This is a genomic window from Pseudomonas sp. PDM18, assembly GCF_014852585.1.
Lineage (GTDB): Bacteria > Pseudomonadota > Gammaproteobacteria > Pseudomonadales > Pseudomonadaceae > Pseudomonas.
On record NZ_JACVBX010000012.1, the window covers coordinates 148,582 to 174,313 of the forward strand.

Here is a 25,732-nt window from a genome sequence, read left to right on the forward strand (position 1 = left end):
TCAAACCTGGGCGATCCACTTCCGGTGGGTGTGAATCGACATCAAAACGCCGAACCCTGACATCAGGGTCACCAGCGAAGTTCCGCCGTAACTGATAAAGGGCAGCGGCACCCCCACCACTGGCAACAATCCGCTGACCATACCAATGTTGACGAACACATACACGAAGAAGGTCATGGTGATGCTGCCGGCAAGCAGCTTGCCGAACAGCGTCTGCGCCTGCGCCGTAATCACCAGCCCCCGGTAGATCACCAGCAGATACAGCACCAGCAGAAGGCATACGCCGACCAGGCCGAACTCTTCGCCGAGCACGGCAATAATAAAGTCCGTGTGGCTTTCGGGCAAAAAATCCAGATGGGACTGAGTGCCCAGCAGCCAGCCCTTGCCGAAGACGCCGCCCGAACCGATGGCCGCTTTTGACTGGATGATGTTCCAGCCAGTGCCCAGCGGATCGCTTTCCGGGTCGAGGAAGGTCAGAACGCGCTGCTTCTGGTAGTCGTGCATGACGAAGTACCACATGCCCACGGCGACCGGCACCGCAGCCGAAACGGCCATGATGATCCAGCGCCAGCGCAGCCCGCCGACGAACAGCACGAAGGAGCCGGAAGCCAGCACCAGCATGGCGGTACCCAGGTCCGGCTGCTTGAGGATCAGCACGAAGGGCACGACGATCAGCGCGAGCCCCACCACGCTGTGCTTGAAGCCCGGCGGCAGCGAACGCTTGGACAGGTACCAGGCGATCGTCATGGGCATCAGCAGCTTCATGAACTCCGCCGGCTGGAAGCGGATCACCCCGGGAATGTTGATCCAGCGGGTCGCCCCCATGGCGTTGTGGCCCATCACGTCCACCACCACCAGCAGCGCGACGCCAATCAGGTAGCCCAGCGGCACCCAGCGAGCGAGGAAACGCGGCTCGATCTGCGCCAGCACGAACATTGCGCCCAAGCCCAGGCCGAAGGACGAGGCCTGCTTGATCAGCAGGTCCCAGCTCTTGCCGCTGGCGGAATAGAGGACGAACAGGCCGACCGAGCCAAGGGTCACCAGCAGCAGGAGCAGCAAGCCGTCGATGTGCAGGCGCTGCAGCAGGCTGGAGCGCCGCTTCATCACGTCTTCGCTGGACAGTGTGCGGTCGAAATTTCCGTTCATGGTCATGGTTTGGGCGCCTCCGCCGTGGTCTGCGGTGCGTATTCGGGCTTGAGCTTGCCGGTTTCGTCGAGCAACCAGGCGTCGGTGACGGCCTTGAGCACAGGGGCGGCGACGCCGGAACCGGACTCGCCGTTCTCCACCATCACCGCCACGGCGATCTGCGGGTTGTCCGCCGGAGCGAAGCCGACGAACAGGGCGTGGTCGCGGTGGCGCTCGAGTACCTTGGAGCGGTCGTATTTTTCGCCCTGCTTGATCGCGACCACCTGCGCGGTACCGGACTTACCGGCAATTCGATAGACCGAGGTGGCACCGACCTTGCGCGCAGTACCCCGCGCGTTGTGCACCACCTGCTGCATGCCGTTATCGACCAGATTCCAGTTGTTCGGGTCCTTGAGCATGATGTCGGGCATCGGGTTCTCGTCGACTGGCGGTTTGCCGTCGATGGTCTTGGCCAGGTGAGGGCGAATCCACTTGCCCTTACCGGCAATCAGCGCAGCCATCTGCGCCAATTGCAGGGGCGTGGACTGCATGTAGCCCTGACCGATGCCGAGAATCAGTGTTTCGCCGGGGAACCAGGCCTGGCGGCGCAGGGCGCGCTTCCACTGGCGCGAAGGCATCAGGCCTTCCGCTTCGCCGTACATGTCCAGGGACACGCGCTGCCCGAAGCCGAATTCGCTCATGTAGTCGTGCAGGCGGTCGATGCCAAGCTTATGGGCCAAGTCGTAGAAGTAGGTGTCGTTGGAGCGCATGATCGCGGTCTCCAGGCTGACCCAGCCATCACCCGTGCGGTTCCAGTTGCGGTACTTGTGGTCGTAGTTCGGCAGTTGGTAGTAGCCGGGATCGAACACGCGGCTCGAAGGAGTCACCACGCCGGCATCTAGGCCGGCGATGGCCACCGCCGGCTTCACCGTCGATCCTGGTGGGTACAGGCCGCGCAGCACGCGGTTGTACAGCGGGCGGTCCTCGGAATCGCGCAGCGCCGCATAATCCTTGAAGCTGATGCCGGTGACGAACAGGTTGGGGTCGTAGCTCGGCTGGCTGACCATGGCCAGCACCTCGCCAGTGGACGGCTGGATCGCCACGATGGCGCCGCGGCGGCCGGCCAGCGCAGCTTCGGCGGCGGCCTGCAGTTTGCTGTCGATGCTCAGCACGATGTCACGGCCGGAGACCGGCTCGGTGCGCTTGAGCACCCGCAGGACGCGGCCACGGGCGTTGGTCTCGACTTCCTCGTAGCCCACCGTGCCGTGCAGGGCGTCCTCGTAGAATTTTTCCACGCCGGTCTTGCCGATGTGGTGGGTGCCCGAATAGGCCACCGGGTCGAGCTTCTTCAGCTCCGCCTCGTTGATCCGGCCGACATAGCCGACCGAGTGGGCGAAGTGCTCGCCCAGCGGGTAATGGCGGACGAACTGCGCAGCCACGTCGACGCCGTTGAGGCGGTACTGATTCACCGCGATGCGGGCAATCTGCTCCTCGGACAGCTCGAACATGATCGGCACCGGCTCGAACGGCCGGCGCCCCTGCTTCATACGTTTCTCGAAGATGGCCTTGTCTTCCTCGGTGAGGCCGAGGATGTCCACCAGGTTCTTGAGCGTTTCCTGCAGGTTCTCGGTGCGCTCGCGGGTGATAGTCAGGCTGAAGCTGGGACGGTTGTCGGCGATGATCACCCCGTTGCGGTCGAAGATCAGCCCGCGATTGGGCGGAATCGGCTGCACGTGGACGCGGTTGTTCTCCGACAGCGTCGAGTGGTAGTCGTACTGCGTCACCTGCAGGTGATACATGCGCGCCACCAGCACCAGGGCGAGCAGGAAGATCGCCACCCCGCCGACGATGACGCGGGCGCGGACCTGGCGGGCGTCCTTCTCGTGGTCCTTGAGCTGTATCGGCTGCGGCATCGAAAACGGCTACGACTACTTGTGGTAGGGGTGCCCGGACAGAACCGTCCAGGCGCGGTAGATCTGCTCGCCGACCAGAATCCGCACCAGCGGGTGCGGCAGGGTCAGCGGCGACAGCGACCAGCGCTGCTCGCTGCGCGCGCAGACCTCCGGCGCCAGGCCTTCCGGCCCGCCAACCATAAGGTTGACGGTGCGCGCGTCCAGGCGCCAGCGGTCGAGCTCCTGCGCCAGCTGGGGGGTGCTCCAGGGCTTGCCTTCGACTTCCAGGGTGACGATGCGTTCCCCCGGCTGGACCTTGCTCAGCATGGCCTCGCCTTCCTGGCGGATCAGCCGCGCCACGTCGGCATTCTTGCCACGCGTGTTGAGCGGGATTTCCACCAGTTCCAGGGACAGCTCCGAGGGCAGGCGCTTGACGTACTCCGCCCAGCCCTCTTCCACCCAGCGCGGCATGCGCGAGCCGACCGCGATCAGACGCAGACGCACGACAGGCTTACTCGGCGCTGTGCGAGGCGCGGCTCTGCTCGGCGCCCTGCCACAGGCGCTCCAGGTCGTAGAACTGGCGGGTGGCCGGCTGCATGACGTGGACCACGACGTTGGCGAGGTCGATCAGGACCCACTCGCCACCTTCCTGGCCTTCGCTGCCGATCGGGCGCACGCCCTGTTCCTTGACCTTTTCCAGGACGTTGTCGGCCAGCGACTTGACCTGACGGCTGGAGGCGCCGGTGGCGATGACCATGGTGTCGGTGATGCTGGTCTTGTCGCGCACGTCGATGACGACGATGTCCTGCGCCTTGAGATCTTCCAGGGCAGCGATGGTCAGTTCGACCAGTTGTTCGGTTTGCATGTATGACTCTCTAGCTTGATCAGTGGGGCGCCTGGTACAGGCCGTGCGCCTCGATATAGTTCAATACCGCATCCGGCACCAGGTAGCGCACGGAGCGCCCATGCGACAGGAGTTGGCGGATCTGGGTGGCGGATACTGCCAGCGGCGTCTGCCAGACGAAGGTGATCTGCCCGGCGGGGCCGGTCATCGCCTTCGGGTCGGCAACACTGCGCGCCGCCAGCAGGTCGCGCAGGTCTTCCGGCGGCTCGCTGTCGGCATCCGGGCGCTGCAGCACGACGATATGACAGTGCTCCAGCAACTCTTCCCAGCGATGCCAGGTCGGCAGGCCGCAGAATGCGTCCCAGCCGACCAGCAGGAACAACTGGTCCTGCTCATCCAGCTCCCCACGCAGCGACTCCAGGGTGTCGATGGTGTAGGAGGGTTTGTCACGCTTCAGCTCGCGGTCATCGACCACCAGCGGGGTCACGCCGGCTACCGCCAGCTCGACCATCGCCAGCCGCTGCTCCGGTTTCACCTGGGGGGTGTCGCGGTGCGGTGGGCGGAAGTTGGGGATCAGGCGCAACTCGTCGAATTCGAACTGCTCGGCCATCTCCAGCGCACTGCGCAGGTGACCGATGTGCACCGGGTCAAAGGTGCCACCGAACAGACCGACCCGACGGGAACGCGCCTTGTTCATCAAGTCCGCACGTGTCCGTCGCCGAACACCACGTACTTCTCGCTGGTCAGGCCTTCCAGGCCGACCGGGCCGCGGGCGTGCAGCTTGTCGGTGGAAATGCCGATCTCCGCGCCCAGGCCGTATTCGAAACCATCGGCGAAGCGAGTCGAGGCGTTGACCATGACCGAGGCCGAGTCCACTTCGGTGAGGAAACGGCGGGCGTCGGTGAAGTTCTCGGTGACGATTGCGTCGGTGTGCTGCGAGCCGTAGGTGTTGATGTGCTCGATGGCCGCGTCGAGGCCGTCGACGATGCGGATCGACAGGATCGGTGCGTTGTACTCGGTGCGCCAGTCTTCCTCGGTGGCTTCCAGCACATCGGCGCCCAGCAGCGCGCGGGTGGCGGCGTCACCGCGCAGCTCCACGCCCTTGTCGCGGTAGATGGCGGCCAGCGGTGGCAGCACGCGCTCGGCGATGCCGGCGTGAACCAGCAGCGTCTCCATGGCGTTGCACGGCGCGTAGCGATGGGTCTTGGCGTTGTCGGCGACGCGGATCGCCTTGTCCAGGTCAGCGGCGATGTCGATATAGACGTGGCAGATGCCGTCCAGGTGCTTGATCACCGGGACCTTGGCGTCACGGCTGATGCGCTCGATCAGGCCCTTGCCGCCGCGCGGGACGATGACGTCCACGTACTCGGGCATGGTGATCAGCGCGCCGACAGCAACGCGGTCGGTGGTTTCCACCACCTGCACGACGCTCGCCGGCAGGCCGGCGGCGGCCAGGCCGGTCTGGATGCAGGCAGCGATCGCCTGGTTGGAGTGGATCGCCTCGGAGCCACCGCGCAGGATGGTCGCGTTGCCGGACTTCAGGCACAGGCTCGCGGCGTCGATGGTCACGTTCGGCCGGGATTCGTAGATGATCCCCACCACACCCAGGGGCACGCGCATCTTGCCCAGCTGGATGCCGGACGGCACGTAGCGCATGTCGCGGATCTCACCGATCGGGTCCGGCAGCGAAGCAACCTGGCGCAGGCCTTCGATCATGTCGTCGATGCGCGCCGGCGTCAGGGCCAGGCGGTCGAGCATGGCTGGCTCCAGGCCGTTGGCACGGCCATTGGCCAGATCCTGTTCATTGGCTTCGGTCAACTGGGCGCGGGCGGCGTCCAGGGCATCGGCTGCGGCCAGCAGGGCTTTGTTCTTCTGCGCGGTCGTGGCGCGCGCGACAACGCGCGACGCTTCACGGGCGGCGCGGCCCAGGCGGCTCATATAGTCGAGAACGGACTCGGTCATGATCAAACGCGTCTGCGTGAGGGAAATGCGCAAGTATAGCGGGAGCGCGCCCTCAGCGGCCAGCCACAGCAGCCGGCCGGTCAGCGACGCGCCGCACGTAACGCTTACCCGCCCCACGCCCCGCGCCACAGGCCAAACGGTGACACCTGCCGGTCCGCCCCCCTCTCCTGCCGCCCGAAGGTTGGGTAACCAAATTCGTATCCGCTGTTTACCTTGCAAGCATGGCTAATTGCCCCCGCAGTGCTCGCATGCCAGGGACTCACGCCAGGGAAGAACAACAAGAGGCGGCCCACCGCCGGAGAACTGCCATGCGCTATCGCACCGATTACAGCGCCCAGTCCCTGACCGCTGCCCCGGCGGTACTGGAACTGGACGGTTGGCAACTGCACTACCAGGCCTTCTCATCGCAAGAGGATGACACCCGCCCGCCCGTCCTGCTGCTGGGCGGCGCGTTCCAGAGCTTCCGCTCCTTCGCCAGCGAGGTTTCGGAGCTGCTCGCCGGGCATCCGGTGATCCTGCTCGATCTGCCCAGCCAGGGCGGCAACCTGCAACTGGCGCCGCAGCTGAGCTTGGAGGACCTGGCCGACCTCATCGCCGCCTTTGCGCAAACCCTGCAGTTGCCACCTCTGATGCCTATCGGGCTGTCCTACGGCTCGGCACTGGCCGCGCTGTTCGCCGCCCGCCACCCGGCGCGCTGCGGCCGCCTGCTGCTAGCCGGAATCACCGCCTTCGGCCGTCCCGGCGCCCGCGCCCTGCTGGTGGAAGCCCTGGCGCGCCTGGAACTCGGCGAGCAGACGCCTTTCGCCCACGGCGTGCTGACCGGCCTGATCAACCCGCTGCGCCTCGCCGATACCGGGGTTTCCCCGGTGTTCCGCAAAGCCCTGCTGCGCCAGCTGCAGCGCCTGACTCCAGCAGAAATCGAACGCTACCGGCAGAACAGCCAGCGCCTGCTGGCCTTCGGTGGCTTCGACCGCCACCCGCAATGCCCGACGCTGGTGCTGGCCGGCGAGTACGACCATTTCACCCAGCCCTGGGAGCACGCCGAATTCGCCCACGCCTGCGCGGACGCCGAGTTCGCGCTGATCCACAACGCCGACCACCTGGCCCAGTTCGAGCGCCGCGATGCCTGCGCCCGGCTGTACAACCCCTTCCTGCGCGGTGAAGCACTGCCACGCAGCGCCGCCGGCAGCACACGCTTCCAGCGCCAGCAGTTGCTGCACCTGGAACGACGCTTCGAACCGCGCCTGGCGCCGGCCGACACCCGCGCCGTGCTGCGCAACGGCGAAGGGGGCGAATGGCGCTGCGAGCTGGCGGAGCTGGGGTATTTCGGCGGGCTGATTCGCGTCGACCTGCCGACCGATCGCCCATCGCGCGGCTGGAAGTTGGCCGCCGCCGGACTGCCGGAGCTGGATATCCTGCCGCTGCGCTACGACGGCGACAGCCTGGCCTTCATCTTCGCCCACGGCGACCCGCAGGCCAGCGCTGCGCTGGCGGCGATGGTGGTGCCGATGCAGCAGGGGGCCTTCGCAGCCTGATAAGTAATGCCGTAGGGCGCATAACGCCTCGGGCGTTATCCGCCATCGGCTGGGTCAATCGTAGAGAGATGGCGGATAAAGCGTTCCGCTTTATCCGCCCTACGGCCTGGTTGAAACCTGGGAACTCCTGCGCTCGGGCGCTCCCCTCACCCTAACCCTCTCCCAGAGGGAGAGGGGACTGTTCGGTGTGAGGTGAAACGGCAGTTTCAGCCGGCACGATCGGCTCCCTCTCCCCTCGGGAGAGGGCTGGGGTGAGGGAAACACGCTGGCACCGGCGTCACGTAATGGCACTGTTCGCGAGCCCCGGAGCTAAACCCGCGCCTCGATCACCCGCACCAGACTGGGCATCCGCCCCTTGGGCAACCCCAGCCCCGCGCCATCCACCTGCGGATCGAGCACGCCCACCCGGCCGAACCCGCAGCCGCTGAACGCCTGCTCGATCTCGCCTGCACTGCGGTAATGCAGCGGATAGCCGCCACGGGTCAGCCGGCCGATCAGCCCGACGCCCCAGCGGATCTGCCGGTAGCGCGGGTGGTCGCGCAGGTCGGGGTACAGTTCGGTCAGGTAGGTCGCTTCCGGGAACACCCGCAGGGCGGCCGCCAGACGGCGCCAGAAGCCCTCGATCACCGGGCGTTGGAAGTAGTTCACCAGCCCCTCGGTGATCACCGCCACGGGGCGATCCGGGTCCAACTCGCAGAGCAGCGCCGCCAGGCACTGCTCGCCTTGTTCGGCGAGGATATCCACAGCCCGCACTCGGTGCTTGCCGTCCAGCCAGCCCTGCTCCTGCAGCAGCGCAGACTTGCGCGCAGCCATCGGCGGCAGGTCAGCTTCAATATAAGTCAGTTGGGGATAGCGCTCACGGAAGCGCCGGCCCCGGGGCGACAGCCCGCAGGCGATCTCCACCACCTGGGTAACACCGCGCGATTCGATGGCCTGGGTCAGCCGGGCATCGATCAGCAGGTGACGTTGTAACAGGAAGTCTTCGATATTCAGCCCGAAGCCGATCCGCGCCCCCCAGTTGATCGGCGCCACGCAACCATGTACCCAGCGGCCGAACGCCGTGGCGAACGCCGGGTCGGCCAACTGGTGGCGATACCAGACGTAACCGGTGTAGTGCGCGCTGGGGGTGATGTGGGCGCTGTCGGCCCGGATCCGTTCAGCCATGCTTAAGAATCTTGTTGTTATGATTCCCCAGCCTAAGACCGGCCCGAGAACCGCGACAATCCGATGCCCGCCGAACCCAACCTAAGTTTGCCCTGGCCCGATGCGAATCCGCTGCCGGATGCCTTCTTCAATCGCGACGCGCTCACCGTCGCCCGCGAGTTGCTGGGCAAGGTGATCCGCCACCGGGTCGGCGACCTGTGGCTGTCGGCGCGGATCATCGAGACCGAGGCCTATTACCTGGCCGAAAAAGGCAGCCACGCCTCGCTGGGTTACACCGAGAAGCGCAAGGCGCTGTTCCTCGATGGCGGCCACATCTACATGTATTACGCGCGCGGCGGCGACTCGCTGAACTTCAGCGCCGGCGGGCCGGGCAACGCGGTGCTGATCAAGTCCGGCCACCCCTGGCTCGATCGCATTTCCGGCGACGCCGCCCTGGCCTGCATGCGCCAGTTCAATCCGGCCGCCGACGGCAGCGAGCGCCCGCTGGGCAAGCTGTGCTCCGGCCAGACCCTGCTCTGCCGCTCCCTGGGCCTGAAGGTACCGGACTGGGACGCCCAGCGCTTCGACCCGCAGCGCCTGTTCGTCGACGACATCGGCGAGACGCCCTCTCTACTCATCCAGGCCGCGCGCCTGGGTATTCCCCACGGCCGCGACGAACATCTGCAATACCGCTTCGTCGACGCCGCCTTCGCCAGCTTCTGCACACGCAACCCACTGCGCCGCGGGCAGGTCGAAGGCCTTGACTACCACCTGCTCGGAACCCAGGACGCCACCTTCCGATGATCGATCTCGCCGCCTTCAACACCTGGATGGCCACCCATCCGCAATGGCTCGCCCTGGTCCTGTTCCTGGTCGCCTTCCTCGAATGCGCCGCCGTGGTCGGGATCATCCTGCCCGGCGTGGTAATGCTGTTCGCCATTGCCGTGCTGGCCGGCAGCGGCGCTCTCGGGCTGGGGGAAACCTTGGCACTGGCGTTCTTCGGCGGCCTGCTGGGCGACGTGTCGTCGTACTGGATCGGCCGCCACTTCCACCAGGACATCCGCCGCCTGCCGGTGCTGCGCCACCATCCGGAATGGATGGCCGCCGCCGAAGGCTTCTTCCACCGCTACGGTGTCGCCAGCCTGCTGGTGGGCCGCTTCATCGGTGCGCTGCGGCCGTTCCTGCCGATGATCGCCGGCATGCTCGACATGCCCTTCGGGCGCTTCCTGGCGGTATCCATCGTGGCTGCCGCCGGCTGGTCGATCGCCTACCTGGTGCCTGGCTGGGCCACCGGCGCGGCGATGCGACTGCCGCTGCCCGAAGGCTTCTGGCCAGAGGCCGGAGTAGTCGCTGCCTGCATCGCCGCGGTATTCGCGCTGATCATCCACGCCGAACTGCGCAAGGAGCGCAATGCGCCACTGATCGGCGCCGTCGGCTGCTTCGCCCTGCTGATCGCCATGCTCATCGGCTGGCCGCACCTCGATGCCCTGGACAAGGGCCTGATGGCACTGGTGCAAGAGCACCGCCACGCCTGGCTGGACGATGTGATGGTTGCGGTCACCCGCGTCGGCGACTTCCGCACCCAGTTCATCGCCGGCGCGTTGCTGGCAGTGCTGCTGGCTGCGCTGCGACTGTGGCGCCATGCGTTCTTCGCCGCCGGCACCATGGTCGGCACCGCACTGCTCAATACCACGCTCAAGCACCTGTTCAGCCGCGCGCGCCCCGAAGTGATCGCCGACCCGCTGTCCGCCTTCAGCATGCCCAGCGGGCACAGTTCGGCATCCTTCGCCTTCTTCCTCGTGCTTGGCGTACTGGCCAGCCGGGAGAAATCCCCGCGCGTACGTCTGACCTGGATGCTGCTGGCGGTGATCCCTGCCGCCAGCATCGCGCTGTCGCGCGTTTACCTGGGCGCCCACTGGCCCAGCGACATCATCGCCGGCGCCCTGCTCGGCGCCTCGGTATGCGCCGCCAGCCTGTGGATAAGCCAGCGCCGCAGCGAGCTGCCGGCCCTGGCGCCGCGCATTTGGTGGAGCCTGCTGCCGACCGCCATGGTGCTACTGGCGGTGGCCAGCGCCTGGGGCCTGTCAGCGGCGATCCACCGCTACACACCGCTCTGACCGGGCATCACGCCCAGGGACGGTCGCGCATCAGTTCGGCGCAGCGCAACTGGACGAACTCGCGCAGCTGGGTCACCGCCTGGCTGAGCTGGGCGCGGTGGGTGCAAAACAGGTTCATCGGTGTGGCTTCGCCCAGATAGTCCGCCAACGCCACTTCCAAGCGGCCGGCGCGGACGTCGGCCACGACGTCCAGCCAGGACTTGTAGACCAGCCCCTGCCCCGCCACGGCCCAGCGCCGCACCACATCGGCATCGTCGCAAAGGCGGTCGCCGCGCACCGTCACCTCGTGCTGCTTGCGGCTGTCGCTGAAGCGCCAGCGCTCGTGGGCGCGCCCGCCCAGCATGTAGAGCAGGCAATTGTGCTTTTGCAGCTCGTCCGGGTGCGCAGGTTTGCCATGGCGGGCGAAGTACTCTGGCGCGGCGCAGAGCACACGGCGGTTGTCCGGGGCCAGCGGTAGCGCCACCAGGTTCGAATCGCCCGGCAGGCCGAGGCGGAAGGCCACGTCCACCGGCTGCCGGTAGAGATCGGCCTGGCGGTCGCTGATCAGCAGACGCAGGCTCATCCGCGGGTGCAACGCCTGGAATTCGTCGAGCCAGGGTAGCAGCACGTTGCGACCAAAATCCGAGGGCGCGGAGACCTGGAAGTTGCCGGCAATCTCGCTCTTGCCGCCGGCCAGCAACTGGCGGCCGTCGTCCAGGCTTTGCAGCGCGGAACGGGCGTGAGCCAGGTACAGCTCGCCCTCGGCGGTCAGGCGCAAACTGCGAGTGGAGCGGGCGAACAGGCGCACATCCAGCTCGCTTTCCAGGCGCTTGAGCGCTGCGCTGGCCACCGCCGGCGACAGTTCCAACTCACGGGCGGCGGCGGAAAGGCTCCCGCGCTCGGCGGTACGGACGAATATCTGCAGGTCGTCGAAACGCAGCATTTTCAAAAATTCTTTGAAAGAGACTCTCTACATACGCGGTTTTTCTTCGCAACGAAAGAGAGCAGCATGCCCTCACCTTCCCCGCCCAACTGGAGATACACGGATGAGCCTGACCCTGATCGCCATCATTCGCGCCAAGCCCGGCCGCGCCGACAGCCTGCAGGAGCGCTTGCACGGCATGCTCGCGCCGTCCCGCGCCGAGGCCGGCTGCCTGCAGTACGACCTGCACCGCGACATCAAGGACGCCGAGCTGATCTACATGATCGAGCAGTGGCGCGATGAGGAAGCCCTGGCCGAGCACGAGGCCAGCCCGCACTTCCAGGCCTTCGTGAAGGCCGCCCAACCGGACCTGGCGGAACTCGATATCCGTCTGATGAACCGCGTCGACTGATCGTTCAACCGCATAGGAATTCCCATGAAAGCCATCGGCTACGCCCAAAGTCTGCCCAGCAACGACGTTAACTCCCTGCTCGACATCCAGCTGCCCGAACCCACACCCGGCCCGCGCGACCTGCTGGTGGAAGTGCGCGCCATCTCCGTCAACCCCGTGGACACCAAGGTGCGCCAGCGCGCCCAGCCCACCGAAGGCCAGTACAAGGTGCTGGGCTGGGATGCCGCCGGTGTGGTCCGCGCGGTGGGTAGCGAGGTCAGCCTGTTCAAGCCGGGCGACAAAGTCTGGTACGCCGGCGACCTGACCCGCCCCGGCAGCAACGCCGAGCTGCAACTGGTGGACGAGCGCATCGTCGGTGCGATGCCGCAGAGCCTGGATTTCGCCCACGCCGCCGCCCTGCCGCTGACCACCATCACCGCCTGGGAACTGCTGTTCGACCGCTTGCAGGTGGCCGAAGGCAAGGCCAGCGCCGGGCAGAGCCTGCTGATTGTCGGCGCTGCCGGCGGGGTCGGTTCGATCCTCACCCAGCTGGCGCGCCAGCTCACCGGCCTGACGGTGATCGGCACGGCTTCTCGTCCGGAAACCCAGGAGTGGGTGCGCAACCTCGGCGCGCACCACGTGATCGATCACCGCAAACCGCTGAGCGAAGAGCTCAAGCGCATCGGCGTCGGCGAAGTCACCCACGTGGCCAGCCTCAACCAGACCGAGCAGCATCTGCCTGAAATCGTCGCCAGCCTGCGCCCGCAAGGCCGCCTGGCGCTGATCGACGACCCGGACAACCTCGACGTGCGTCTGCTCAAGCAGAAGAGCCTGTCGCTGCACTGGGAGTTCATGTACACCCGCTCGATGTTCCAGACCGACGACATGATCGAGCAGCACAAGCTGCTGCAGCGCGTGGCCGGGCTGATCGACAATGGCGTGCTGAAAACCACCCTGGGCGAGCACTTCGGCGAGATCAATGCGGCCAACCTGCGCCGCGCCCACGCGCTGCTGGAAAGCAACACGGCCAAGGGCAAGATCGTGCTGGAAGGGTTCTGACCCGGTAGGTCCTTGTAGGGCGCCGTGAGGGAAGCGCCTGTGCAAGGCCGTTCGCGAGCAAGCTCGCTCCTACGAAGAGCCGCTCCGGCGTTTCCGGTGATCTGTAGGAGCGAGCTTGCTCGCGAACCCCGGCCGACTCAGTCGCTGGCCCTGGCCCCGGCAAGCATCCGACAGAGCTTCTCGGTAGCGCCGAGCATCGCGAAGCTCGGCTTCTCCAGGTTGCGATCCGGCACTACCCAGAGCTGCTTCAGCCGCGTGGCGCTGAGCTGCTGCATGTCGTTCCAGCCACGCAACTGGTCTTCGCTGGCTGCCAGGATCACCTGCGGATCGCGCGCCAGCACGGCTTCCTGGCCAATCTGCGGCGCTGGCAGGTCAAGATCCGCGAACAGGTTGCTCCCCCCGCAGACCTCCAGCGCTTGGCTGATGATCTGCCGGCCGCCGACGGTATAGAGCGGACGGTCCCACACCTGATAGAACACTTTGAGCGGCCGCTCGCGGCGGTACTGCGCCCGCAGCTGCGCCATGCGCGCATCAAAGACCTGCGCCAACTCACGCCCCTTCTCCGGCCGCCCCAGACGCTCGCCCAGTTCACGGAACTGCCGGGAGATATCCTCCAGTCGGTGCGGATCAGCCAAATAGACAGGAATGCCGACAGCCTTCAGGCGCTGCAGTTGCGCGTCAGGCACAGCGCCGGGCCAGACCAGCAGCAGGTCGGGCTGCAGGGCAAGAATCTGTTCGAGATTGACCTGGCCGTAGCGACCGACGGACGGCAGGCCTTGCAGGGATTCCGGACGCGGCCCGCCATCGAGCACGCCCACCAGCCGGTTGGCGGCGCCCAGTTCGAGGACCATGTCGGTGAGCGAGGGCGCCAGGCTGACCACCCGCTCCGCTGCGGTAACCGGCAGGCCGGCAAGCAGCAGGAGCAGGCAGAGGAAACGGCGCATCAGGCCAGTTGACGCGGCAGGCGGTACAGCCAGAGGATGACCAGGCTGGCGAAGCCCAGCAGTAGGATGGGCACACCATGCAGGTCGACCAGCACCGCCAGGGCGCCAATCCAGGCCGGCAGGCTGCCGACCAACGCGCCACGGCGCTGCGCGGCCCCCAGCGTCTGCCAGGCGGTGGACTCATCGGCGCCATCGCGGGCTTTGCCGGTAGCAATCAGCGCATGCTTGTAGCGGCGGAACAGCGGCAGGGTGAGGAACATCGACAGCAGGCCGACGACGAACACCGGCGTGGCCAGCGATTCCGGCCCGGGCGCGTCGCCCACCAGCGCGAGCATCAGGTGTTGCGGCGCCAGCGCAAGCGCCAGCAGCAACCACCAAATCAGATTCAGCCGACGCCGGGCAGCGCCGCGATTCACGAAGCGGATGCCTCGGCCTCGGCTTCGCCCTGATGCATGTTGCCCAGCATGTGGCCCAGCTTGCCTGCCTTGGTCTGCAGGTAACGCTTGTTGTGCGGGTTCAGGCCCTTCTGCAGCGGCACGCGCTCGGCGACGGTCAGGCCGTAGCCTTCCAGCGCCTTCACCTTGCGCGGGTTGTTGGTCATCAGCCGCAGCGAGCAGACGCCCAAGTGTTTGAGCATCGGCAGGCACATGGCGTAGTCACGCTGGTCGGCGCCAAAGCCCAGGGCCAGGTTGGCTTCCACGGTATCGGCACCTTCGTCCTGCAGGGCGTAGGCGCGGATCTTGTTAAGCAGGCCGATGCCACGGCCTTCCTGGCGCAGGTACAGCAGGACACCGCGACCTTCCTTGGCGATGGCCGACAATGCGCCCTCGAGCTGGAAACCGCAGTCGCAGCGCAGGCTGAACAGCGCATCGCCGGTGAGGCATTCGGAATGCAGACGCCCCAGCGCCGGCTGGCCGTCGTCGAGCTTGCCCATGGTCAGGGCGACGTGTTCCTTGCCGGTTTCCTCGTCGAGGAAGCCATGCATGGTGAATTCGCCAAAGGGGGTGGGCAGCTTGGAGGCGGCGACGAAAACGACAGACACCGGAAACTCCTGAAAGATTTATCTAAGGAAAGAGGACCGGGATTGTAACAGCTGCACCGGCTGCACCGTCATTGCGAATTCTGCAAGATAAGCATCGATGCGGTTGATAGAAGCCGCGTCAGTGCTTGGCCTGGATGTACATCATGCCCTGGTCTTCACGCCAGCCGACGCGATTGAGGTAGCTCATGCCCAGCAGGATTTCGGTGGGGAAGTCGCCTTCGAGGACCACCGCCTCGACGCCCAGCACCTCGACGCCGCCGAGCTTCACGCTGTTGAGCGTTACCCGCCAGCCCTTGGCCGTGCCGCTGGCGGTGGAGGCCATCATCGGCGTACCACCAGCGCGGTAATCCAGCCCCAGGCGCCGGGCCTGACCTTCGTTCATGGCGATCGAGGTCGCGCCGGTGTCCACCAGGAACTGCGCATTCTGGTTGTTGATCGTGCCGGCCACCCAGTAATGGCCGCCGGTACCGCGGGCGATGCTCATCTCGGTGTGCGCAGCGGGGGTGGCATAACCGGCCGTGTTGTACTCGCGGCTCAACTCATAGGTCTGCTCGACGCCACCCACGCGGAGAACCGCCTTGTGGCTGTCGGCGCTGATTACCTGCACGCCTTCCGGACCGGTCTGGCCGACCTTCACCAGCTTGCGCTGGCCGTCGATGCTGAGCACCGCCGCACCAGGGAAGAGCCCCACCACCTGCACCTGCGGCGCTGCCAGCGCGGCGAAGGAACAGAGGGACAGGCAGAGCATGGCGTACAGGCGGTGCATGGCGATCACTCCTTGGGCGGCAGCAGCGGTTTCAGCGGGGCGTAGGGCCAGTGCCAGCGGGCGAAGAGGCGCTCCAGCTCGCCGCTGCGGTAAAGCACCTGCATGCGTGAATCATAGAGTTTCGCCAACGCCCGCCCACGGTCATTGTCGGCGAAGCCAAGATACAGCGGAATCGAACCAACATCGGTGATGTGGTAGACGCTGGCATCAACGCCCCTGGCCGCGATCATCTCCTCCAACTCCGGCCGCGCGTCGATGAAGTAGTCGATGCGGTGGCCATCGAGCATCGGTAGCGCGGAGCTGCGCCGTTGCAGCTCGTTGCGCTGCTTGAGGTGATCCAGGTAGCGGTCGAACGCATAGCCGCGCATCCACGCCAGGCGGTAACGGTCGAGCGTGGCCAGGCTCGGCTTGGGCGACGTCTTCAGGCCCAGCGCGCCGATGGGATCGACGTCATAAGGCCAGTGGGGATAGATGATGTGGTCGATTTCATTGCGGTAGGAGCCGACCCAGGCATCCGCCTCGCCGCGCTGCACCAATCCGACCGAGCGCACGTAGGGCTCGCTGCGCAGGCTCAGGCGGACACCTTCGGGCTCGTAGATGGCCCGCAGCAGGTCCCAGGCCAGGCCACGGCCGTCGGCCTGGCTGTAGTTGACCCACACCTCGCTGACCACCCGGACCTCCGCGGGCAGCCCGGCAGGCGCTTCGGCGGTCTTGTCGGCGGCCTGGGCCGACACCAGGGGCATCGCCGGCAGCCAGCACAGGCAGAGGAGCAGGCACAGCAGTCGGCGCATCGATCATCCTCAGATCAGCCAGTGGGCCCAACCCCATGTCAGGCCTTGCATCACCAGCCAGGCGAAAACGCCGGCCAGTACATCGTCCAGCATGATGCCGACGCCGCCATGGACGTTGCGGTCGATCCAGCTGATCGGCCAGGGCTTGGCAATGTCGACGATGCGGAACACCACGAAACCGACCAGCAACCACCACCAGCCTTCCGGCACCAGCCAGAGGGTGATCCACATGCCGACCATCTCGTCCCAGACGATGCCTTCGTGATCGTGTACACGCAGGTCATCGGCGACCTTGCCGCACAGCCAGAAGCCGAACAGCATGGTGACGCCCAGCATCAGCCAGTAACCCCAGTCCGGCAGCATCTGCCAGAGTGGTATGAAGGGTAGCGCAACCAGCGAACCCCAGGTGCCCGGCGCCTTGGGCAGGGTGCCCGAGCCGAAGCCGAAGGCCAGGAAGTGCCAGGGATTGCTCCATACCGAATGGGGTACGGGTTGGGCCGGGGCCTGGTTGGGGTGTTCTGTCACGGTCACTCCATGAAATGCAGGTAGCCGCCCTGACGCGGCGTGATGTCGGCGCCGGTGCCATCGAGCACGCGGACACCTGAACCGGCTTCCACCCTACCGACCACGCGCAGGGCCGGCCAGTTCGCCGAAAGTGCAGGCAGATGCTCGGCAGGCAGGGTGAAGGCGAGCACGTAGTCGTCACCGGCGCCCAGCTTGAGCTGCTGCGCGCGCTCGGCGCCCAGCAGGGCTTCCAGCGCCGGGCTTTCCGGCAGCTTGTCGGCTTCGACGATGAGCGCCACGCCGGAGGCGCGGGCGATGTGTCCGCAGTCGGCGAGCAGCCCGTCGGAAATATCCAGCGCCGCGGTGGCCTTGCCGCGCAGCGCCTGGCCGAAGTCCAGCTGCGGCTGCGGCGACCAGTAGCGCGCCAGCAGCGGCTCGGCGACGGACGGTTCGGCGGTCATCTCGCCCAGCACCAGCGGCAACGCCCCGCCCGCTTCGCCCAGCGGGCCACCGACGCAGAGCAGGTCGCCCGGCCGCGCACCGGCGCGGGTCAGCGCCTGCCCGGCGGGCACTCCGCCGAATACGGTGACGGTCATCGCCAGCGGGCCACGGGTGGTGTCGCCGCCGATCAGCACCAGCGCGCATTCCTGCGCCTTCTGGTTCAGGCCACGGGCGAAACCTTCCAGCCAGGCCGGGTCGGCCTCGGGCAGGGTCAGGGCAAGGGTGAAGCCGATGGGCGCGGCGCCCATGGCCGCCAGGTCGCTGGCGGACACCGCCAGGGCACGCTGGCCAAGCAGGAAGGGATCGCAGACGGCGGGAAAATGCACGCCGACGACCAGGGTATCGGTGGAGATCGCCAGCTGTTCGCCGGCCTTGGGCGCGAGGAGCGCGCAGTCGTCGCCAATCCCCAATGCCACTGCCTCGCCGCCGGCCGCACAGGCGGCCGAGGCGAAGTAGCGACGGATCAGCTCGAACTCACCCATGCCTCAGCGCTTGGCGCCACGCAGTTCGGCGGCGCGCAGGCGCGGGGCGAGCTTGTCCAGCACGCCGTTGACGAACTTGTGTCCGTCGGTGGCGCCGAAGGTCTTGGCCAGCTCGATACCTTCGTTGATGACGACCTTGTACGGCACGTCCAGGCGGTTGCTCAGTTCGTAGGTGGCCAGGCGCAGGATGGCCAGCTCCACCGGGTCGATCTCTTCCAGCGCGCGGTCCAGGCAAGGGGTGAACGCCTCGTCCAGATCGGTCTTCAGGCGCGGTACGCCGTGCAGGATCTCGTGGAAGTAGGCGCCGTCGACATCGCTGAAATCGTTGTCGGTACGGAAGGTCGCCTCGATCTCGTTGAGCGGCTGGCCGGCCATCTGCCAGGAGTACAGGGCCTGCACCGCGAGGCTGCGCGCCTTGCGACGCATGGCGATCTTGTTCGGCTTGGCGGCCTTGGCCGGGGTGTTGCTGCCGTCCTGGGTGCTCACTTGGCCTCCAGCTGCGACAGCAGGCTCACCATTTCCAGGGCGGACAGGGCAGCTTCAGCGCCTTTGTTGCCGGCCTTGGTGCCGGAGCGCTCGATGGCTTGTTCGATGGAGTCGACAGTCAGCACGCCGAAGGCAACCGGCACGCCGAACTGCAGGGAAACCTGCGCCAGACCCTTGGTGCACTCACCAGCAACGTACTCGAAGTGCGGAGTGCCGCCACGGATCACCGCGCCGAGGGCGATGATGGCGTCGAACTCGCCGCGCTGGGCGACTTTCTGCGCAACCAGCGGGATTTCGAAGGCGCCCGGAGCGCGGATCACGGTGATTTCGCTCTGGGCAACGCCGTGGCGCACCAGCGCGTCGACGGCGCCTTCCACCAGGCTTTCCACCACGAAGCTGTTGAAGCGGCCAACCACCAGGGCGAAGCGGCCTTTGGGGGCGATGAAGGTACCTTCGATGGTCTTCAGGGTCATGGACAAGTCTCACTGTTAAAGAGCCGGAGCGTCACAGTGGCGCTCCGCAAATAGGGTAGAAGAACGGCACCGCCGTGCCAGGGCACGGCGGCGAGGTTCATTCAGCGGGCAGGTATTCTACAACTTCCAGGTCGAAACCGGATATCGCGTTGAAGCGCATCGGTGCCGACATCAGGCGCATCTTGCGAACGCCCAGGTCGCGCAGGATCTGCGAACCGGCACCCACGGTGCTGTAGGTGGTGGTCGGCTTCTGTACGGGGGCCGGGGTGTTGGTGATCTCGCGGACATGCGCCAGCAGATCATCGCCGCCGACCTGGTGGCCCAACAGCAGGACCACGCCAGTGCCGGCCTCGGCCACCTTGGCCATGGCTGCGCGCAGGCTCCAGCGGCCCGCTTGGTTGACCATCAGCAGGTCGCGCAGCGGGTCGGGGTTGTGCACGCGCACCAGGGTCGGCTCTTCCGGGCAGACCTTGCCCAGGGTCAGCGCCAGGTGCACGTCGCCTTCCACGGAATCGCGGTAGGTGATCAGGTTGAACTGGCCCAGCTCGGTATCCAGCGGCTGCTCGGCCAGGCGCTCCACGGTGCGCTCGTGGATCAGGCGGTAGTGGATCAGGTCGGCAATGGTGCCGATCTTGATGCCGTGCTGCTGGGCGAACTCTTCCAGTTCCGGGCGACGGGCCATGGTGCCGTCGTCGTTCATGATCTCGCAGATCACCCCGGACGGCTCGAAACCGGCCATGCGCGCCAGGTCGCAGGCCGCTTCGGTGTGACCGGCACGAGCCAGTACGCCGCCGGGCTGCGACATCAGCGGGAAGATGTGGCCGGGGCTGACGATGTCGGCGGCGACGGCGTTCTTCGCGGCGGCGGCCTGCACGGTGCGGGCGCGGTCAGCGGCGGAGATGCCGGTGGTGACGCCTTCGGCGGCCTCGATGGAAACGGTGAACTTGGTGCCGAAGCCGGAGCCGTTGCGCTGCACCATCAGCGGGATGCCTAGGCGCTCGCAGCGCTCGCGGGTCATCGGCATGCAGATCAGGCCACGAGCGAAGCGGGCCATGAAGTTGATGTCTTCGGTGCGGACACACTCGGAGGCGATGATCAGGTCGCCTTCGTTCTCGCGGTCCTCGTCATCCATGAGGATGACCATCTTGCCCTGACGCATGTCGTCGAGCAGTTCTTCAATGCTGTTGAGTGCCATACGGGGAAGAGCCTTATCAGTGTTTCATGAAGCCGTTTTCGGCCAGGAATGCTTCGGTGATGCCACCAGCGCCAGCGGCGGGGTCCGCCGCCTTGTCGCCCAACAGCAGGCGTTCCAGATAGCGCGCCAGCAGGTCGACTTCGAGGTTGACCAGGCGACCACCGCGGTAGTCGGCCATGATCGTCTCCTGCACGGTGTGCGGAACGATGGTCAGCTCGAACTCGGCGCCGTTGACTGCGTTCACCGTCAGGCTGGTGCCGTCCACGGTGATCGAGCCCTTGAGCGCGATGTACTTGGCCAGCTCACGCGGTGCGCGCACGGTGAACTGGATGGCGCGGGCGTTTTCCTCGCGCTTGATGATCTCGCCGACACCGTCGACGTGGCCGCTGACCAGGTGGCCGCCCAGGCGGGTGGTCGGCGTCAGGGCCTTTTCCAGGTTCACTCGGCTGCCGATCTTGAGCTGGGCGAAGGCGGTGCGTGCCAGCGTCTCGCGGCTGACGTCGGCCCAGAAGCCGTCGCCGGGCAGTTCCACCGCCGTCAGGCAGATGCCATTGACGGCGATGCTGTCGCCCAGCTTGACGTCGGCGAGATCGAGCTTGCCGGTCTTCACGTACAGGCGCACGTCACCGCCTTTCGGGGTGATGGATGCGATGGTGCCGATGGATTCGATTATGCCGGTGAACATGAGGCCTCCCGCACGGCAAAGGCCGCTGGCCGGCAAGGCCGCGTAGCCAACTGGGAAAGATGATGCATGTGGCGAACTCCTGTTTTGGTTAAAAAACAGGGCGTATCGATCGAAGGGATTTCACGGACGCGCGCAGGCACGCCCCGATGGCTCATCCCGTTCTCTCTTCATCCGGACTATGACCGTCGGCCCCGGAATCACACCGGGTCTGCTGACCCTGGCCATCCGGCGAACCGGTCTGGACAGGCGCTCGCGGGCTAGACGCATTGCGCGTCATTACCGCCGGTGGGGACTTGCACCCCGCCCTGAGAACGTCAATCGCGGTCGTTACAGCATCGACCGCGTGTGGCGTTTTACCACAGGCCGGCGCAAGTCGGAAGCTTCCTATTGATCGCTCCGCGCCCGCCGGCAAGCCAAAGACTGTGGCGCGGGCCCGGCATCACAGCGGCCTGGCGGTGACCAGCCAGTCGTCTCCCACCGCGCGGATGTCGACGATCTTCAGCTCGCGGGATTCGCTCATGCGCTCCAGCGGCAGCTCCAGCAGCGGACGCGCGGAGGAGCCCAGCAACTTGGGCGCCATGAAGATGCTGTATTCGTCCACCAGCCCGAGGCGGGCAAAGGCACCAGCCAGGCGCGGGCCGGCTTCCACGAGCACTTCGTTGACGCCACGACGGCCGAGCTCGGCCAGCAGCACCATCAGGTCGACCTGGCCGTCGAGGCCGGCGAGATTCAGCAATTCGTGGCCGACCACGGCGTAGTTCGGGTCGTCACGGGTGCTCACTACCAGCGCGGAGCCGGCCTGGAAGAAGGTGGCGGTCAACGGCACGCGGAGGCGGCCGTCGATCAGCACGCGCAATGGCCGGCGCTGCGAGGCCAGTTCGGTCTGTTCGGCGTCCAGGCCCAGTTCGTCAGGGCGCACGGTGAGGCGGGCGTCGTCGGTCAGCACGGTATCGGCGCCGGAGAGCACCACGCTGGATTGCGCGCGCAGGCGTTGCACGGCGCGGCGCGCAGCCGGGCCGGTGATCCACTGGCTCTCGCCGCTGGCCATGGCGGTGCGGCCGTCCAGGCTCATTGCCAACTTCACGCGGACGAAGGGCAGGCCGGTTTGCATGCGCTTCAGGAAACCGACGTTCAGCGCGCGGGCTTCGTTCTCCAGCACGCCGGAACGCACTTCAATGCCCGCTTCGGCGATGCGCCGCATGCCGCTGCCGGCGACCTGCGGGTTTGGGTCCTGCATGGCCGCGACCACGCGGGCGAGGCCCGCGCCTATCAGCGCGTCGGCACACGGCGGCGTGCGGCCGAAGTGACTGCAGGGTTCCAGGGTGACGTAGGCGGTGGCGCCACGGGCCTTGTCGCCAGCCTGGCGCAGGGCGTGGACTTCCGCGTGGGGCTCGCCGGCGCGGACGTGCCAGCCTTCGCCGACCACATCGCCATCACGGACGATGACGCAGCCGACGCGGGGATTGGGGTGAGTCGTGTACCAGCCCTTGCGCGCCAGCTCGATGGCGCGGGCCATCCACAGCTCGTCCATGGCACTCATTCCTTCGACGGCTCGCGGGCCAGGCGCTCGATCTCCTCGCGGAATTCGTTGAGGTCCTGGAAGCGGCGATAGACCGAGGCGAAGCGGATGTAGGCGACTTCATCGAGCTTCTGCAGCTCGGCCATTACCAGTTCGCCCAGCACCCGCGATTTGATCTCGCGCTCGCCGGTGGCGCGCAGCTTGTGCTTGATGTGCGCCAGCGCCTCCTCCAGCCGCTCGATGCTCACCGGGCGCTTTTCCAGCGCACGCTGCATACCGGCGCGCAGCTTGTCCTCGTCGAAGGGCTGGCGGCTGCCGTCCTGCTTGATGAGGCGCGGCATGACCAGCTCGGCGGTCTCGAAGGTAGTGAAACGCTCGCCGCAGTTCAGGCACTCACGGCGCCGGCGGACCTGGTCGCCCTCGGCAACCAGGCGCGAATCGATGACTTTGGTGTCGTGGGCGCCGCAGAAAGGACAGTGCATGGCGAGTCTTGGGCAGTCAGAAGGGTAAGAGGCTCATGGTAGCGCATCGTCTGGCCGAATAAACCCCGCTCCCACGAGACAGGCCGCAGGCATTAGGCTATACAGGCGCCCGCCTGGAATCTGTTGCGATGGAGCCCGCCATGTTTGCCCGCCTGCTCTGCCTGTCCCTTACCGTCCTGCTGGCCGCCTGCGCCAGCGAAAAGCCCGCGCCGGTCACCCAGCCGGTTGCCGTCACGAAGAAATCGACTTCCCCGCTGGACGAGCCCGTACCAGCCAACATGCGCGCCCTCAGCGGCCAGCTCAGCAGCGCTCAGGGGTTCCTGCCAGCGGGCAGCGAAGTAGAGCTGGCGCTGCTGGTGATCGACCAGCGCGACCGCCCGCAGCAGTTGCTCTCCAGCGAGAAGATGATCGCCACCGGCCAGGCCCTGCCGTTCCGCGTGGTGTTCAACCCAGAGTCCTTCCCGGCCGGCGCCCGCGTCGAACTGCACGGCCGCGTCTCGCAGTCCGGCCAACTGGCTTGGCGCCTGCCGCCGGTGCGCATCACCCAGCCGGAAACCCGCGCCCTCGGCGAGCTGCGCCTGGAGCGCGCGCCGTGACGCCACCGATTTCCCTACAGACAGCCCTCGGTGAACTGCTCGGCGACGCTCGCCTGTCGGCCGAAACCTTGCCCGGCACCGACATCCACCTCTGGCTGATCGACGCGCAGAACATGGACCGTGAGTTCAGCCCCGACGAGACCCGGCGCATTCTCGAAGAACCGCCCTACTGGTGCTTCTGCTGGGCCAGCGGCCTGGTGCTGGCCCACTGGCTGGCGGAAAAGCCCGAATGGGTGCGCGGCAAGCGGGTGCTGGATTTCGGCGCGGGCTCGGGCATCGCCGCCATCGCCGCGGCCAAGGCCGGCGCCGCCGAAGTGGTGGCCTGCGACCTCGACCCGCTGGCGCTGGATGCTTGCCGCGCCAACGCCGAGCTGAACGGCGTGCAGCTGACCTACTCGGCGGACTTCTTCCAGGAGGAAGACCGCTACGACCTGATCATCGTCGCCGACGTGCTCTACGACCGCGCCAACCTGCCACTGCTGGACGAATTCCTCAGCCGTGGCCGCGAGGCCCTGGTGGCCGACTCGCGGGTCCGCGATTTCAGCCATCCGCTGTACCAGCGCCTGGGCACTCTCGACGGCTGCACCTGGCCGGACCTGGCCGAGCCGGCCGAATTCCGCCATGTGAGCCTCTATCACGCGCAGCGCAGCTGACATCGGCGCATTGGGTGGGAGGATCACGAACGGAGTCCGCTCCTACGCTCATTACGTGAGCAGTGCACCACGGGCTATCCCCGCGATCGCGCCCATGGGGCGCTCCTACAGGGATCACCGGCGCCCGGCGTCTGGGTTGTTTCCGTCCAGAGCGCCCCCACTTAATAGTGGCAACCACCTTCATCGCCCCACTCGATTCGAGATTCCCCATGAGCGATACGCCCTACATCTTCGACGCCAGCATCGCCAACTTCGATCAGGTCGTCATCGAGAACTCCTTCCACAAGCCGGTCCTGGTGGACTTCTGGGCCGACTGGTGCGCCCCGTGCAAGGCGCTGATGCCGCTGCTGGCGCAGATCACCGAGTCCTACCAGGGCGAGCTGCTGCTGGCCAAGGTCAACTGCGATGTCGAGCAGGACATCGTGATGCGCTTCGGCATCCGCAGCCTGCCCACCGTCGTGCTGTTCAAGGATGGCCAGCCGGTGGACGGCTTCGCCGGCGCGCAGCCCGAATCGGCGATCCGCCAGATGCTCGAGCAGCACGTGCAACCGCCCGCCCCCGCCGCCGGCAACCCGCTGGAACTGGCGCAAACCGCCTTCAACGAAGGCCGCTTCGCCGACGCCGAGGCGCAACTCAAAGCACTGCTGAGCGAAGACAACACCAACGCCGCCGCGCTGATCCTCTACGCCCGCTGTCTCGCCGAGCGCGGCGAACTGGGTGAGGCCGAGACGGTGCTTGACGCGGTGAAGAGCGACGACCACAAGCAGGCCCTCGCGGCCGCCAAGGCCCAGCTGACCTTCCTGCGCCAGGCCGCGGACCTGCCCGACGCGGCCACGCTGAAGACCCGTCTGGCCGCCGATGCCAACGATGACGAAGCCACCTACCAGCTGGCCATCCAGCAACTGGCCCGCCAGCAGTACGAAGCGGCGCTGGACGCCCTGCTCAAGCTGTTCGTGCGTAACCGCAGCTACGGTGAGGACCTGCCGCGCAAGACGCTGGTCCAGGTGTTCGACCTGCTGGGCAACGACCACCCGCTGGTGCTCGCCTACCGTCGCAAGCTGGCGAACGTGTTGTACTGATGATCAGGGCGCCGGAAGGCGCCCTTTTTCATGGCGACATGGGCCCGGCCCGCGCCAGCGCCCTCTCCTTACCCCAGCGCAGATGCATCCCGGACCGTAAGGCGCATAACCTGGAACAGGTTATCCGCCATCAAATTCGCGGCGGATAACGCTGGCGCGTTACTCGTCCTACCAGAGCAGACCGTGAAGCTTCTACTCCTTGACCCAGTTGAAGACCTGCACACCCTCGCGCACGTCGATCTTCACCTTCGGACTGTGCCGCAGGCGCACCAGCAGCCCCTTAGCGGCCCCTGAACTCCCCGCCAGCGCCGCCAGCTCATCCAACAGTTGCGGCCCCTCGCTGCTGCCACTGCGGCGCAGCAGGTCCTGCGCCGCCAGCCACAGCTGATCCACCGGCGCGCCCGCCGCAGGTGCCGGCGCAGCATCGGCCACCGGCGCCGCGGCGGCAGCCGGCAGGTTCTGCGCCAGCCGCGCCCAGTCGGCGTCATCCATCTCTACGGTGAGGTCCACCGGCCAGTCGCCGATGGAGCCCTTGATTCTCAGCATCGCCCTTCTCCTCGCGGCC

The 25,732-nt window shown here is 66.7% G+C and carries 30 protein-coding genes and 1 riboswitch; of the genes, 8 read left to right on the top strand and 22 right to left on the bottom strand.

The genetic code is table 11. The features are described from left to right. The 6 genes from rodA to IB274_RS22720 are packed head-to-tail and all read right to left on the bottom strand — an operon-like array spanning nucleotide 1 to nucleotide 5,823. A complete protein-coding gene (gene rodA / locus IB274_RS22695) occupies nucleotides 1-1,104 on the bottom strand; it encodes a rod shape-determining protein RodA (protein WP_138216950.1) in 1,104 nt (367 codons plus the stop codon). 44 nt (nucleotides 1,105-1,148) lie between these two features. Beyond that, nucleotides 1,149-3,038, bottom strand: coding sequence for a penicillin-binding protein 2 (gene mrdA / locus IB274_RS22700; RefSeq protein ID WP_192434932.1), 1,890 nt, complete (start codon nucleotides 3,036-3,038; stop codon nucleotides 1,149-1,151). 15 nt (nucleotides 3,039-3,053) lie between these two features. Further along, on the bottom strand, nucleotides 3,054-3,521 hold the full coding sequence (gene rlmH, locus IB274_RS22705) for a 23S rRNA (pseudouridine(1915)-N(3))-methyltransferase RlmH (RefSeq protein ID WP_015475414.1): 468 nt from the start codon (nucleotides 3,519-3,521) through the stop codon (nucleotides 3,054-3,056). A 7-nt stretch (nucleotides 3,522-3,528) separates the two neighbouring features. After that, complete coding sequence (rsfS, locus tag IB274_RS22710) at nucleotides 3,529-3,882, bottom strand: ribosome silencing factor (protein ID WP_192434940.1); 354 nt, start codon at nucleotides 3,880-3,882, stop codon at nucleotides 3,529-3,531. Between the two features lie 19 nt (nucleotides 3,883-3,901). Further along, entirely contained in the window at nucleotides 3,902-4,558 is a 657-nt protein-coding gene (gene nadD / locus IB274_RS22715) for a nicotinate-nucleotide adenylyltransferase (RefSeq protein WP_192434942.1), read from the bottom strand. Next, nucleotides 4,558-5,823, bottom strand: coding sequence for a glutamate-5-semialdehyde dehydrogenase (locus tag IB274_RS22720; protein ID WP_192434944.1), 1,266 nt, complete (start codon nucleotides 5,821-5,823; stop codon nucleotides 4,558-4,560). Before IB274_RS22720 ends, nadD begins: the two co-directional genes overlap by 1 nt. 308 nt (nucleotides 5,824-6,131) lie before the next feature. Here IB274_RS22720 and IB274_RS22725 point away from each other — a divergent pair, with 308 nt between their 5' ends. Then, a complete protein-coding gene (locus IB274_RS22725; RefSeq protein WP_192434946.1) occupies nucleotides 6,132-7,358 on the top strand; it encodes an alpha/beta fold hydrolase in 1,227 nt (408 codons plus the stop codon). A gap of 309 nt (nucleotides 7,359-7,667) precedes the next feature. On the opposite strand, the gene IB274_RS22730 is transcribed toward IB274_RS22725, so the two are convergent. Continuing rightward, on the bottom strand, nucleotides 7,668-8,522 hold the full coding sequence (locus tag IB274_RS22730) for a class I SAM-dependent methyltransferase (protein WP_192434948.1): 855 nt from the start codon (nucleotides 8,520-8,522) through the stop codon (nucleotides 7,668-7,670). Between the two features lie 63 nt (nucleotides 8,523-8,585). Between IB274_RS22730 and IB274_RS22735 the strand changes: the two genes are divergently transcribed. Further along, nucleotides 8,586-9,305: a DNA-3-methyladenine glycosylase gene (locus IB274_RS22735; protein ID WP_192434950.1), complete on the top strand. Its 720-nt coding sequence runs from the start codon at nucleotides 8,586-8,588 to the stop codon at nucleotides 9,303-9,305. Continuing rightward, on the top strand, nucleotides 9,302-10,618 hold the full coding sequence (locus IB274_RS22740; protein ID WP_192434952.1) for a bifunctional DedA family/phosphatase PAP2 family protein: 1,317 nt from the start codon (nucleotides 9,302-9,304) through the stop codon (nucleotides 10,616-10,618). The genes IB274_RS22735 and IB274_RS22740 overlap by 4 nt, the downstream gene beginning before the upstream one ends. 7 nt (nucleotides 10,619-10,625) lie before the next feature. On the opposite strand, the gene IB274_RS22745 is transcribed toward IB274_RS22740, so the two are convergent. Next, nucleotides 10,626-11,540 (bottom strand): LysR family transcriptional regulator, encoded by a 915-nt coding sequence (locus tag IB274_RS22745; protein ID WP_192434954.1) that lies wholly within the window; start codon nucleotides 11,538-11,540, stop codon nucleotides 10,626-10,628. 103 nt (nucleotides 11,541-11,643) lie between these two features. Here IB274_RS22745 and IB274_RS22750 point away from each other — a divergent pair, with 103 nt between their 5' ends. Continuing rightward, the gene (locus tag IB274_RS22750; protein WP_192434956.1) at nucleotides 11,644-11,931 is read left to right on the top strand and encodes a putative quinol monooxygenase; all 288 of its coding nucleotides are present in this window, start codon (nucleotides 11,644-11,646) and stop codon (nucleotides 11,929-11,931) included. 24 nt (nucleotides 11,932-11,955) lie between these two features. After that, nucleotides 11,956-12,969 carry a zinc-binding alcohol dehydrogenase family protein gene (locus IB274_RS22755; protein WP_192434958.1) on the top strand — a complete coding sequence of 338 codons (1,014 nt, stop codon included), beginning with the start codon at nucleotides 11,956-11,958 and terminating at the stop codon, nucleotides 12,967-12,969. A 137-nt stretch (nucleotides 12,970-13,106) separates the two neighbouring features. On the opposite strand, the gene IB274_RS22760 is transcribed toward IB274_RS22755, so the two are convergent. The 13 genes from IB274_RS22760 to nrdR all read right to left on the bottom strand — a co-directional run bounded on the left by IB274_RS22760 (nucleotide 13,107) and on the right by nrdR (nucleotide 22,839). Beyond that, a complete protein-coding gene (locus IB274_RS22760; protein WP_192434960.1) occupies nucleotides 13,107-13,913 on the bottom strand; it encodes a cobalamin-binding protein in 807 nt (268 codons plus the stop codon). Then, entirely contained in the window at nucleotides 13,913-14,329 is a 417-nt protein-coding gene (locus IB274_RS22765; RefSeq protein WP_192434962.1) for an MFS transporter, read from the bottom strand. The genes IB274_RS22760 and IB274_RS22765 overlap by 1 nt, the downstream gene beginning before the upstream one ends. Next, nucleotides 14,326-14,955 (bottom strand): GTP cyclohydrolase II, encoded by a 630-nt coding sequence (gene ribA, locus IB274_RS22770; RefSeq protein WP_081517131.1) that lies wholly within the window; start codon nucleotides 14,953-14,955, stop codon nucleotides 14,326-14,328. The genes IB274_RS22765 and ribA overlap by 4 nt, the downstream gene beginning before the upstream one ends. Before the next feature lie 118 nt (nucleotides 14,956-15,073). Further along, complete coding sequence (locus tag IB274_RS22775; protein ID WP_192434964.1) at nucleotides 15,074-15,721, bottom strand: TIGR02281 family clan AA aspartic protease; 648 nt, start codon at nucleotides 15,719-15,721, stop codon at nucleotides 15,074-15,076. A gap of 5 nt (nucleotides 15,722-15,726) precedes the next feature. Further along, complete coding sequence (locus tag IB274_RS22780; RefSeq protein WP_192434966.1) at nucleotides 15,727-16,512, bottom strand: substrate-binding periplasmic protein; 786 nt, start codon at nucleotides 16,510-16,512, stop codon at nucleotides 15,727-15,729. Between the two features lie 9 nt (nucleotides 16,513-16,521). Beyond that, nucleotides 16,522-17,037, bottom strand: coding sequence for a phosphatidylglycerophosphatase A (locus IB274_RS22785; protein ID WP_192434968.1), 516 nt, complete (start codon nucleotides 17,035-17,037; stop codon nucleotides 16,522-16,524). 2 nt (nucleotides 17,038-17,039) lie between these two features. Further along, entirely contained in the window at nucleotides 17,040-17,999 is a 960-nt protein-coding gene (gene thiL, locus IB274_RS22790) for a thiamine-phosphate kinase (RefSeq protein ID WP_192434970.1), read from the bottom strand. Nucleotides 18,000-18,002: 3 nt separating this feature from the next. Then, nucleotides 18,003-18,485, bottom strand: a complete 483-nt coding sequence (nusB, locus tag IB274_RS22795; protein WP_192434972.1) for a transcription antitermination factor NusB — start codon at nucleotides 18,483-18,485, stop codon at nucleotides 18,003-18,005. Continuing rightward, the gene (gene ribE / locus IB274_RS22800) at nucleotides 18,482-18,958 is read right to left on the bottom strand and encodes a 6,7-dimethyl-8-ribityllumazine synthase (RefSeq protein ID WP_192434974.1); all 477 of its coding nucleotides are present in this window, start codon (nucleotides 18,956-18,958) and stop codon (nucleotides 18,482-18,484) included. The genes nusB and ribE overlap by 4 nt, the downstream gene beginning before the upstream one ends. A gap of 97 nt (nucleotides 18,959-19,055) precedes the next feature. Beyond that, nucleotides 19,056-20,153 (bottom strand): bifunctional 3,4-dihydroxy-2-butanone-4-phosphate synthase/GTP cyclohydrolase II, encoded by a 1,098-nt coding sequence (ribBA, locus tag IB274_RS22805; RefSeq protein WP_192434976.1) that lies wholly within the window; start codon nucleotides 20,151-20,153, stop codon nucleotides 19,056-19,058. Between the two features lie 16 nt (nucleotides 20,154-20,169). Continuing rightward, nucleotides 20,170-20,838, bottom strand: coding sequence for a riboflavin synthase (locus IB274_RS22810; RefSeq protein WP_192434978.1), 669 nt, complete (start codon nucleotides 20,836-20,838; stop codon nucleotides 20,170-20,172). Nucleotides 20,839-20,992: 154 nt separating this feature from the next. Beyond that, nucleotides 20,993-21,155: riboswitch (FMN riboswitch) on the bottom strand. Between the two features lie 122 nt (nucleotides 21,156-21,277). Next, nucleotides 21,278-22,378: a bifunctional diaminohydroxyphosphoribosylaminopyrimidine deaminase/5-amino-6-(5-phosphoribosylamino)uracil reductase RibD gene (ribD, locus tag IB274_RS22815; RefSeq protein ID WP_192434980.1), complete on the bottom strand. Its 1,101-nt coding sequence runs from the start codon at nucleotides 22,376-22,378 to the stop codon at nucleotides 21,278-21,280. After that, nucleotides 22,375-22,839 carry a transcriptional regulator NrdR gene (gene nrdR, locus IB274_RS22820; RefSeq protein WP_192434982.1) on the bottom strand — a complete coding sequence of 155 codons (465 nt, stop codon included), beginning with the start codon at nucleotides 22,837-22,839 and terminating at the stop codon, nucleotides 22,375-22,377. Before nrdR ends, ribD begins: the two co-directional genes overlap by 4 nt. A 128-nt stretch (nucleotides 22,840-22,967) precedes the next feature. On the opposite strand from nrdR, the gene IB274_RS22825 reads away from it, so the two are divergent. From IB274_RS22825 to trxA, 3 genes are all read left to right on the top strand, one after another. Further along, on the top strand, nucleotides 22,968-23,435 hold the full coding sequence (locus IB274_RS22825) for a YbaY family lipoprotein (protein ID WP_192434984.1): 468 nt from the start codon (nucleotides 22,968-22,970) through the stop codon (nucleotides 23,433-23,435). After that, on the top strand, nucleotides 23,432-24,088 hold the full coding sequence (locus IB274_RS22830; RefSeq protein WP_192434986.1) for a class I SAM-dependent methyltransferase: 657 nt from the start codon (nucleotides 23,432-23,434) through the stop codon (nucleotides 24,086-24,088). The genes IB274_RS22825 and IB274_RS22830 overlap by 4 nt, the downstream gene beginning before the upstream one ends. A 209-nt stretch (nucleotides 24,089-24,297) precedes the next feature. Further along, on the top strand, nucleotides 24,298-25,167 hold the full coding sequence (gene trxA / locus IB274_RS22835) for a thioredoxin (RefSeq protein ID WP_192434988.1): 870 nt from the start codon (nucleotides 24,298-24,300) through the stop codon (nucleotides 25,165-25,167). Nucleotides 25,168-25,359: 192 nt separating this feature from the next. On the opposite strand, the gene IB274_RS22840 is transcribed toward trxA, so the two are convergent. Then, the gene (locus tag IB274_RS22840; protein ID WP_192434990.1) at nucleotides 25,360-25,713 is read right to left on the bottom strand and encodes a hypothetical protein; all 354 of its coding nucleotides are present in this window, start codon (nucleotides 25,711-25,713) and stop codon (nucleotides 25,360-25,362) included. Nucleotides 25,714-25,732 lie beyond the last annotated feature (19 nt).

Coding starts and splice junctions, on each gene's coding strand:
- nrdR (WP_192434982.1), bottom strand. CDS start 22,839: ATGCACTGTCCTTTCTGCGGCGCCCACGACACCAAAGTCATCGATTCG.
- ribBA (WP_192434976.1), bottom strand. CDS start 20,153: ATGGCACTCAACAGCATTGAAGAACTGCTCGACGACATGCGTCAGGGC.
- ribD (WP_192434980.1), bottom strand. CDS start 22,378: ATGAGTGCCATGGACGAGCTGTGGATGGCCCGCGCCATCGAGCTGGCG.
- IB274_RS22730 (WP_192434948.1), bottom strand. CDS start 8,522: ATGGCTGAACGGATCCGGGCCGACAGCGCCCACATCACCCCCAGCGCG.
- trxA (WP_192434988.1), top strand. CDS start 24,298: ATGAGCGATACGCCCTACATCTTCGACGCCAGCATCGCCAACTTCGAT.
- IB274_RS22740 (WP_192434952.1), top strand. CDS start 9,302: ATGATCGATCTCGCCGCCTTCAACACCTGGATGGCCACCCATCCGCAA.
- IB274_RS22745 (WP_192434954.1), bottom strand. CDS start 11,540: ATGCTGCGTTTCGACGACCTGCAGATATTCGTCCGTACCGCCGAGCGC.
- IB274_RS22840 (WP_192434990.1), bottom strand. CDS start 25,713: ATGCTGAGAATCAAGGGCTCCATCGGCGACTGGCCGGTGGACCTCACC.
- IB274_RS22760 (WP_192434960.1), bottom strand. CDS start 13,913: ATGCGCCGTTTCCTCTGCCTGCTCCTGCTGCTTGCCGGCCTGCCGGTT.
- IB274_RS22725 (WP_192434946.1), top strand. CDS start 6,132: ATGCGCTATCGCACCGATTACAGCGCCCAGTCCCTGACCGCTGCCCCG.
- mrdA (WP_192434932.1), bottom strand. CDS start 3,038: ATGCCGCAGCCGATACAGCTCAAGGACCACGAGAAGGACGCCCGCCAG.
- IB274_RS22735 (WP_192434950.1), top strand. CDS start 8,586: ATGCCCGCCGAACCCAACCTAAGTTTGCCCTGGCCCGATGCGAATCCG.
- thiL (WP_192434970.1), bottom strand. CDS start 17,999: ATGGGTGAGTTCGAGCTGATCCGTCGCTACTTCGCCTCGGCCGCCTGT.
- nadD (WP_192434942.1), bottom strand. CDS start 4,558: ATGAACAAGGCGCGTTCCCGTCGGGTCGGTCTGTTCGGTGGCACCTTT.
- IB274_RS22775 (WP_192434964.1), bottom strand. CDS start 15,721: ATGCACCGCCTGTACGCCATGCTCTGCCTGTCCCTCTGTTCCTTCGCC.
- IB274_RS22825 (WP_192434984.1), top strand. CDS start 22,968: ATGGAGCCCGCCATGTTTGCCCGCCTGCTCTGCCTGTCCCTTACCGTC.
- IB274_RS22720 (WP_192434944.1), bottom strand. CDS start 5,823: ATGACCGAGTCCGTTCTCGACTATATGAGCCGCCTGGGCCGCGCCGCC.
- ribE (WP_192434974.1), bottom strand. CDS start 18,958: ATGACCCTGAAGACCATCGAAGGTACCTTCATCGCCCCCAAAGGCCGC.
- rsfS (WP_192434940.1), bottom strand. CDS start 3,882: ATGCAAACCGAACAACTGGTCGAACTGACCATCGCTGCCCTGGAAGAT.
- IB274_RS22810 (WP_192434978.1), bottom strand. CDS start 20,838: ATGTTCACCGGCATAATCGAATCCATCGGCACCATCGCATCCATCACC.
- IB274_RS22755 (WP_192434958.1), top strand. CDS start 11,956: ATGAAAGCCATCGGCTACGCCCAAAGTCTGCCCAGCAACGACGTTAAC.
- rodA (WP_138216950.1), bottom strand. CDS start 1,104: ATGAAGCGGCGCTCCAGCCTGCTGCAGCGCCTGCACATCGACGGCTTG.
- IB274_RS22780 (WP_192434966.1), bottom strand. CDS start 16,512: ATGCGCCGACTGCTGTGCCTGCTCCTCTGCCTGTGCTGGCTGCCGGCG.
- IB274_RS22750 (WP_192434956.1), top strand. CDS start 11,644: ATGAGCCTGACCCTGATCGCCATCATTCGCGCCAAGCCCGGCCGCGCC.